The sequence below is a fragment of the Colwellia sp. E2M01 genome (assembly GCF_018860585.1).
In the GTDB taxonomy this organism is placed as follows: Bacteria; Pseudomonadota; Gammaproteobacteria; order Enterobacterales; family Alteromonadaceae; genus Colwellia.
The window spans coordinates 1-8,037 of sequence record NZ_JAHKPR010000004.1 but is presented as its reverse complement, the minus strand read 5'-3'; the positions used below and the strand labels follow the sequence as shown (position 1 = coordinate 8,037).

Genomic DNA, 8,037 nt, shown 5'->3' with positions numbered 1-8,037 from the left:
AATTGCATGATAACTAATTTTTAAAGAAAAACATTCGATTGAATGTTAGGTAAGAGTCGCATTCGCTCATTACCGTTACCAGTTAAACCTAAGTTTAAATAGCTTGCTCGTTGCTGCTGCCCCGAAGCAGGATGCGTATCATACGCTTCCGTGTTTTAATGTCAACGTTTTATTTGAAAGTTTTTTAAATTAATTTAAAAGGCTTTGAAACGACACATCAACTTAAGTTATTTAGTGCTTAAAGCGAATAGATAACTTATTAAAACAAGCCCTTCGCGATTCATTCATTGTGAACCCCTTGGAACTGGAGCGCATTATAGAGATCATTAGACTTTGATCAAGCATTATTTTAATTTTTTAATCATAATTTTGTTTAATTGATTAAATACAAAACATATAGAGCGTAAAAACAACGTTTATCTTTAATTGGTATTAAATAATTTTAGTTGCGAGCTAATTAATTTTATAAAAGTGATAAGTAAGACCAATCAAACTGCTGTAAAAACTATTTCCAAAGTTCAACACGCCTTAATAAACCTTTGTTTCTCACTTCACTTGCACTTTTGTTACTCTTGCTTAATACTTATTAACAATAAAGAAAATGCAAAGTACATGAAAGTGTACTTTACAAAACCATCGGTCAAAAGGAATAGTATATTCCTACGACAACGGAGTCACCTCCATTAACAGGACACCCGGGGGTTTTCTTTTATTGATTCAATAATAATAAGGTTATTAAATGAAAAGAGTATTAATAGTATCAACCATTTGTGTTTTAATATTTACGTCTTCTATGACAGTCTTTGAAGTAAAAGCCGCAGATCTTGGCACAAGTATTTGTGAATATGTAGCAAGTGATAATAAAAAACGTCTACGTTCATTTTTAAAACAAAATAAACTTAAAATTCGCCATATCTTTAGTGAACTGCGTTGTAACGCTCAAAATATATTAGAGTTCTCAGCAACTTCTGGTTCACTAAATATTGGTCAATTAATCATTTCTAAATTACCTAAAGATGTTGTTGCAGAAAACTTACCTACACTAGAGAAAACTTCAAAACCATTATTTGATGCCGCTAACGAGCGCATAAATTAGGTCTACTTCAATTATTACTTCTCCCATCAAAGTCTACTTAAATTTTAGTAGGCTTTGATGGCCCCTTATTACCTTATAAATACACTCCTAAATACACTCCTAAATACACACGAAATAATATTCACTCCTGGCAAACTGTATATAAAGTACTTACGCTTAATTCATATAATTGATTTATAATCAATATTATTCAAACTTATCGCTCCCTAATTATTATTTATGACATTAAAAAGAAGTTACCTAAATAGTAAAAATGCACTTGTACTTACAGGCGGTGGTGCAAGAGCTGCCTATCAAGTTGGAGTGTTATCAGCAATAGCTAAGTTCATTCCGAGAAATCATGGAATACCTTTTCCTATTCTTTCTGGTACTTCTGCTGGAGCTATTAATACAACAGCATTAGCTTGTTACGCATCATGTTTTAACTTAGGTGTAAAAAAGCTAGAGTGGGCTTGGAAAAACTTTAATATCTCTAGTGTTTATTATAGCGATCCTATTCACGCTTTTAGTCATATCGGTCAAGCTATGCTGGCAACGTTTCAAGCTGATTATGCAAATAAAAAAGCACGGAGCTTACTTAACAATGCTCCTTTAAGGGTATTACTCAACCAAATGCTCGATTTTAACCGTATAGATCACAATATTGCCCGTGGCTATTTATCGGCAGTATCTGTTACTGCATCCAGTTATAGTAACGGTGATTCTATAAGTTTTTATCAATCGAATGGTTTAGCATTACCTTGGACAAGAGCAAAAAGACGCGGTGAATTATGCCAACTAAATACGGAACACTTGATGGCAAGTGCAGCTATTCCTATGGTATTTCCTTCTGTAAACATTAGAAACCAACATTTTGGTGATGGCTCAGTCCATCAATTATCACCTTTGAGCCCCGCGATTCATTTAGGCGCAAAAAAAATCTTTGTTATCGGTGTCGACCAACCTAAACAGTTTTTATATCCTGCAGAGAATATCTCGCATCCACCAAGTTCGGCAACTATTGCTGGTCACTTATTGGACTCTATCTTTGCTGACACTATGCATAGTGATCTTGAACGTATGCAGCGTATTAACAGCACACTTAAATTAATTCCAGCTCAAGATAGAAAAGAAGATGCTGGTTTAAAACATATTGATAGTTTTGCCATCAACCCTAGCCATGATTTTAATGCTATTGCTGCAAAATATTATTATCAATTACCTTTAACTATACGGTTTCTTTTACGTAGTGCTGGTATAGGCAACGACTCAGAATCCAGTATCCTGAGTTACTTGCTGTTTGATAAAAATTTTTGTTCCGAATTAATAAAGTTAGGTTTTGATGACGCGATGGAAAAAGAGCAATCTATTAGATATTTTCTAGATTTATAAAAGTATTTCAATTTAACTTAATAGTTAAATTCAAGTCTTCCCCTCTCTCAATAGCCTTATTAAAATGGCCGTTTATAAAACTAAGAAGTTTTTAGCCACTATTATAGCGGCAATTAGTTGCCGCTATAATAGTAGTACTGATTCCTTTTCAGTAAGTAAAATTAAACAGTCCATTTCTTATAAAAAATATAAAAAACTTTAATTACAATTACTTAAGCTCAGTATTATGCAGATACAATTAGAGCCAAGTTTAAAGGTTATATTACAATTCATAATGGTATATATTTTGCTTTATTCATATCAGATACATTTACCGTCAAATATTTGTGCGCTTTCAAACACTATTTGAATTTTTTTGGTAAAAGGTTAGATAATGAGGTTGTTGTATGCAAACACTAAACGTACTTGATAATAGATTCTCACCATTGAATACTTATAATACATTAAGCACGGATGCGCATGTTGCTGAAAGTTTCACCCAATCACTTTTTGATAAACGTCAAAAAGTTGCCTTTATGAGCGAATTACAAACAACACTAGAGTTAGATCAGTTATTAAATATATTTTCAATAGAAGCAGCTCGTTATATCGACTTCTCTGGATTATATTTTAAAAGTCCTCACTTAAATAAAACATTGCGTGGTAGTAGAAAAGCCAAGAAAGAACGTTGTTTTGAATTAAGAATGGGGGATGATTTTGTTGGTACCTTAACTTACGGTATTAATAGCCCAATAAGTCTAACCAATTTTAAAGTCTTAGAACAACTTCATCATTGTTTACTTTACCCAATAAAAAATGCTATCGCGTATCATGATGCCGTTCAACTTGCTATGCAAGATGGACTAACAGGTCTTGGTAATAGACGTTATTTTGATGAGCAATTAAAACGTGCTATGCATAATGCCAATAGGCATCACAGTTTGGTTGGTTTAGTACTAGGTGACCTAAATAAATTTAAAGCGATTAATGATAGTTTTGGTCATGTAACTGGCGATCTTGTATTAAAAGAGTTCGCTGATGTTCTCCGCCAATGTACGCGTGAGTCTGATAGCATTTTTAGGTTTGGTGGTGATGAGTTTGCTATTATTGTAGAAAACTCTACCGACTCAGCATTAATTATTATTGAAAATAGAATTGAAGCGATCTTAAAGAACAATCCCTTATTAAGTCAATATCAATTGTCTTGTAGTATAGGTTCAACATTTATGAGCAGAGCTGATAACGAAGTAAGCTTTTTCGAACGTGCAGACCAACTACTATACCGAAAAAAAATGCAAGGCTCTGCCCGATTATCAGTAGTGTAATACCTTAACTATCATCAGGTATGATCAGACGTTCATCATTTACAGTGTATGTTTATCGTCTGAATTAATTAATGTTAAAAATGCCATTTTCCGCTCTTTCGGTGTGGCATTTACTAATAACCGACAAAAACGAATTGTTTGCGCGAACGACTTTTCAGTAATATTACCATTAGCCATATACTGTAAAACCGCACTTACATACCCCCGATCTAATAAAAATATATCACCATAATGTTCAATAGCAGCACTGACTGTCGGATACGCAACACCATCAAAATGAAAAATAGCCTCAGATTGTTCTTCTTCACAAACAGAGTCATCAAGTACCACGCCATTAGCGACTAATGGCCAACCAGTATAACTAACCCTGCCCTTTGCTACTTCATAAACAAACCATGCACTTTTCGCAAAGCTTTCAAAATTACCACCTTCAAATTCACTAGATGACAATTCTTCTTTGCTCCAATTAACGCCAATAGCTAGGTGTTTAGCATATATTTTTAACAACTGTTTTTTTACAAAGTCTTTAACTGCCCAAATATTATTTACTTGTGCTTTAGCTGCCAGTTTTTGACATTCACCACAACAAGGAACAGAAATAGTAAGATGGGAGCAGCTAAGCAATAAATACTTTGTTTTCTGCTCAGAAACGGTTGCAGGTTGTGGTGGAAAAATAAAGTTAACATGACTGGGCTCGCCACAAAACCAGCAACAATGCCTTTTATCAAAAGGCGTTTCTGTATTAACAACCCCTTGTGTTGTTAATTTTGCTGATGGTTTTGTGGTCGTCATTTGGATTAGATCTTAAATTTAACGTTTCTTTTGGATCTTATTGTTGTACTTACCACTGCTGCGTGTGGCTTTGTTTTTATTTTGCGCTTTGCTTTTTACATCTTTCTTTGCCAAATTTTGGTTTTTTTCTTGTGTAGCACGATATCTATTTTTACTATCGCGTTTAACTGTTGCTTCTTGGTAAGCATCAAATTCTTGACGATTAAACTCATACCCCGGAGCTACAATACGCTCAAACTTACGTTCAATAAGTTGTTCAATATTTTCTAAGAAACGTTCATCTTTAGGGCTAACTAACGATATCGCCGTACCTGACTTACCAGCACGGCCAGTTCTACCTACACGATGCACATAATCTTCTGGTAAAAAAGGTAGGTGAAAGTTAACAACATAAGCAAGATCTGGAATATCAAGACCGCGTGCTGCAACATCAGTAGCCACTAATACGCGCACGTTACCTTCACTAAACTGCTCTAATGCTTTATTTCTTGCACCTTGTGTTTTATCTCCATGACACAAAGCCGCTTTAATACCATCTAACTTTAATTCTTTTGCTAAAATATTAGCGCTTTCTTTAGTACCCGCAAAAACAAGCACTTGTTTCCAATTATTAACACCAATTATTTCAGAAAGTAATTCACGCTTACGCTCTTCACTTACCCAATAAACTGCTTGTTTTATTTTGCCTGATGTAGTGTTTTGTTTAGAAATACTAATAGTTTTAGGTGATTTTAATAATTGATTTGCTAACGACTTAACACGTTCTGAAAACGTTGCCGAAAACATAATGGTTTGGTGTTTATGCTTTACTGCCATTAATAATTTTTCAATATCAGATAAAAAGCCCATATCTAACATACGGTCAGCTTCATCTAGTACTAAAAATTTCACCTGAGAAAGATCAACATTGCGTAAATTTAAATGTTCAAGTAAACGACCAGGAGTCGCAACTAAAACATCCAGACCTTGTTTTAACATGTTTGTTTGTGATGCCATTTTACCGCCACCATAAACTACACCACTTTTTATTGGTAAATATTGACTGTATTGTTTAATGTTATCAGCCACTTGATTGGCAAGTTCACGAGTAGGTGTCAAGATTAATGCACGAATAGCTTGTCCAGAAGCACTTTTACCATCATCAGCTTTATTAGCACTATTAGATGCATGATTCGCTTTCGCAATGGCATCTAATATAGGTAAGCTAAAAGCCGCTGTTTTACCGGTACCTGTTTGTGCGCTCGCTAAAAGATCGGTGCCTTGGCGAATCACAGGAATAGCTTCTTGTTGAATTGGAGTTAAATTTTTATAACCACACGCTTTAACCGCTTTTAATAAATCGGCTGACAAGCCAATTGCATCAACACTCATATATCACCTGAACCCTAAATAAACTTATTACATGCTGAAAGTAGCATTATTGGGGCGGATTATAATACAAATAACTATTAAAAGCAGAACTACTATTAATTAATTGAACGCTAATTTTATTCTTTGATAATAGGGGCAGCAACACCTGCGGCAACATAAGGAATAACCCGTGCAATAACATCTTCAATATCGAGTGTTTTATCAAAATCGTTTTGCGCAATATCAATTAATGCTTCACTTGAGGACATAGTAAAAACTATAGTTCCCATAGTAAAATGCAAGCGCCAGAACATTTCCTCTGTATTTAACTCTGGATAAGCCCTTTTTACCGCATTCGTGAAAAGAGTGAAAACATTTGGGTATTGCGTTGTTAAAAACCAGCGTAAAAAACCTTGACTATCGGTATAACCACGACCTAATAACTGTAAAAAGGTGCTAGTGCCGTTTTCTTTAAAACAATTTAAATCGATTAATGGTTGAGTAAAGGCAGAAAAAACGTCATTTAAAGATGGCTGCTTAGTGCTTTCACAAAGTAGAGAAAGAGCAGATTCTAATTGAGGGGATAATTCATCCATATAACGAGACATTACTGCTTTAATTAATTCTTTTTTAGAGCCAAAATGATAATTAACCGCAGCTAAATTAACATTAGCTTGACTAGTAATTTCTCTTAATGAAGTGCCATTAAAACCTTTATTTGCAAAAAGTACATCGGCAACATCTAATATTTTATGTTTAGTGCTCATAGATTACTTCTAATGATTTACTTGGTTTATTAAGTCTTTAATTCTGATAATTAATACTTAAAGGACACCTTAAAACTACGTGTTTTTTATAAATAGGTCAATTATTAGCAGTCATTATCAAGCTACTTCGTTTATATTGCAGCGTGTTTATTCTTAAAGGTCAATTTGTAAAGTTACAAATTATTACGTTACCTATACAGTAAAAAACAATCTAAAGCTTTATTATTAATTCAGTTTCAAACCGGCAGAGTTATAGCTATTAGTTGTAACTTTTATTATGCCGTTTGATACGGTTTACCCCTTGTGTTTTATGTTTGTTTTATGTTGTTTTCGCTCATTCATTTTGAATGAGCTTTTTTTTGACTAAAATTTAAAGATGGAATGGATAATCTAATAAGAAGAAGTGGGAGTCGGTAATTGAAATAAGCGAGGGATATATTTAAAAAAGGAGAGGGAAGTTATTAATTTATATAAATAAGATATTGATAAGGTTTATAATAAAGAAGTTAACAAGAAGAGAAATACTTATATTAAAAATTACTTTTATTAAAGGTTAATTTCACTTTAAAGCTGATTGAAGAACATTGCAAAAGCAATTTCCTCAATCAACACAATCGCAGTAATGTTTAAAAAGTTACAGTAACTCTCTAATCTTTTCTACATCATCATCATTATAACCTAAAGAAATAGAGGCCTTAGTTAACATCATTTTTTTACGAGTAGTATTAGAATTAGTAATAACCCAAAAAGGACTATCAGGTATTTGACGAGGCTTTGTGCTGCTACCACTTTCGGCTAATTTGTTTTCGCTATCAGCAAAATATAAACGGTCACGACCACTAATTTCTGTTACTACACTAAACTGTTCAGGATGAGCACGGTATAAACCAGCAAGAATTAATAAAAAACGACCAACAGCACCACGTTGCATCGCTAATTCTTCTTTATTAATAAAGTTAAAAACCGTTTCATTAGAGTTTGTACTAACTTTATTTATCGAATTAGCTTCGCTTACCTTATCAACAACTTCGTTGGTATCTGTAAGCTCAGGCGTATTATTCTCAACATCACTTTCTTTTAACTCATTATCTTTGTCTACTTTGACACTGGTTGTTAAATCAAAATTTAGTAAACGACGTAAAATGGCAGAAGCACTTTCACCAATAAATTGTGTATTGGTGGCAATGTATTGATAAAGATCTTCGTCTATTTCGATGTTTTTCATTATTACCCTTTAACTTAAAAAAAAACTTAACAAAAACTTAGCGAGCTAAATAATTTACAGCAGAATATGGCGGCAGAGTATATAGGTAAATGCCCTTATATTGAACTTATTTATACTAATACCAATTTGATT

The 8,037-nt window shown here is 33.5% G+C and carries 7 protein-coding genes and 1 riboswitch; of the genes, 3 read left to right on the top strand and 4 right to left on the bottom strand.

Going from position 1 to position 8,037, the window contains the following annotated elements; translation table 11 throughout:
* The first annotated feature begins 592 nt into the window (after positions 1 to 592).
* Positions 593 to 682, top strand: a riboswitch (cyclic di-GMP riboswitch).
* A gap of 57 nt (positions 683 to 739) precedes the next feature.
* From KO502_RS00565 to KO502_RS00555, 3 genes are all read left to right on the top strand, one after another.
* On the top strand, positions 740 to 1,096 hold the full coding sequence (locus tag KO502_RS00565; RefSeq protein WP_216020612.1) for a DUF3718 domain-containing protein: 357 nt from the start codon (positions 740 to 742) through the stop codon (positions 1,094 to 1,096).
* A gap of 219 nt (positions 1,097 to 1,315) precedes the next feature.
* Positions 1,316 to 2,467, top strand: a complete 1,152-nt coding sequence (locus KO502_RS00560; protein WP_216020611.1) for a patatin-like phospholipase family protein — start codon at positions 1,316 to 1,318, stop codon at positions 2,465 to 2,467.
* 386 nt (positions 2,468 to 2,853) lie between these two features.
* On the top strand, positions 2,854 to 3,771 hold the full coding sequence (locus KO502_RS00555; protein ID WP_216020610.1) for a GGDEF domain-containing protein: 918 nt from the start codon (positions 2,854 to 2,856) through the stop codon (positions 3,769 to 3,771).
* A gap of 39 nt (positions 3,772 to 3,810) precedes the next feature.
* Here the strand turns inward: KO502_RS00555 and KO502_RS00550 are convergent, their stop codons facing one another.
* From KO502_RS00550 to seqA, 4 genes are all read right to left on the bottom strand, one after another.
* Positions 3,811 to 4,563: a hypothetical protein gene (locus KO502_RS00550; protein WP_216020609.1), complete on the bottom strand. Its 753-nt coding sequence runs from the start codon at positions 4,561 to 4,563 to the stop codon at positions 3,811 to 3,813.
* Positions 4,564 to 4,581: 18 nt separating this feature from the next.
* Complete coding sequence (locus tag KO502_RS00545) at positions 4,582 to 5,934, bottom strand: DEAD/DEAH box helicase (protein WP_216020608.1); 1,353 nt, start codon at positions 5,932 to 5,934, stop codon at positions 4,582 to 4,584.
* A gap of 116 nt (positions 5,935 to 6,050) precedes the next feature.
* Positions 6,051 to 6,680 carry a TetR/AcrR family transcriptional regulator gene (locus KO502_RS00540; RefSeq protein ID WP_216020607.1) on the bottom strand — a complete coding sequence of 210 codons (630 nt, stop codon included), beginning with the start codon at positions 6,678 to 6,680 and terminating at the stop codon, positions 6,051 to 6,053.
* A gap of 634 nt (positions 6,681 to 7,314) precedes the next feature.
* Entirely contained in the window at positions 7,315 to 7,905 is a 591-nt protein-coding gene (seqA, locus tag KO502_RS00535; protein ID WP_216020606.1) for a replication initiation negative regulator SeqA, read from the bottom strand.
* Between the last annotated feature and the right edge of the window lie 132 nt (positions 7,906 to 8,037).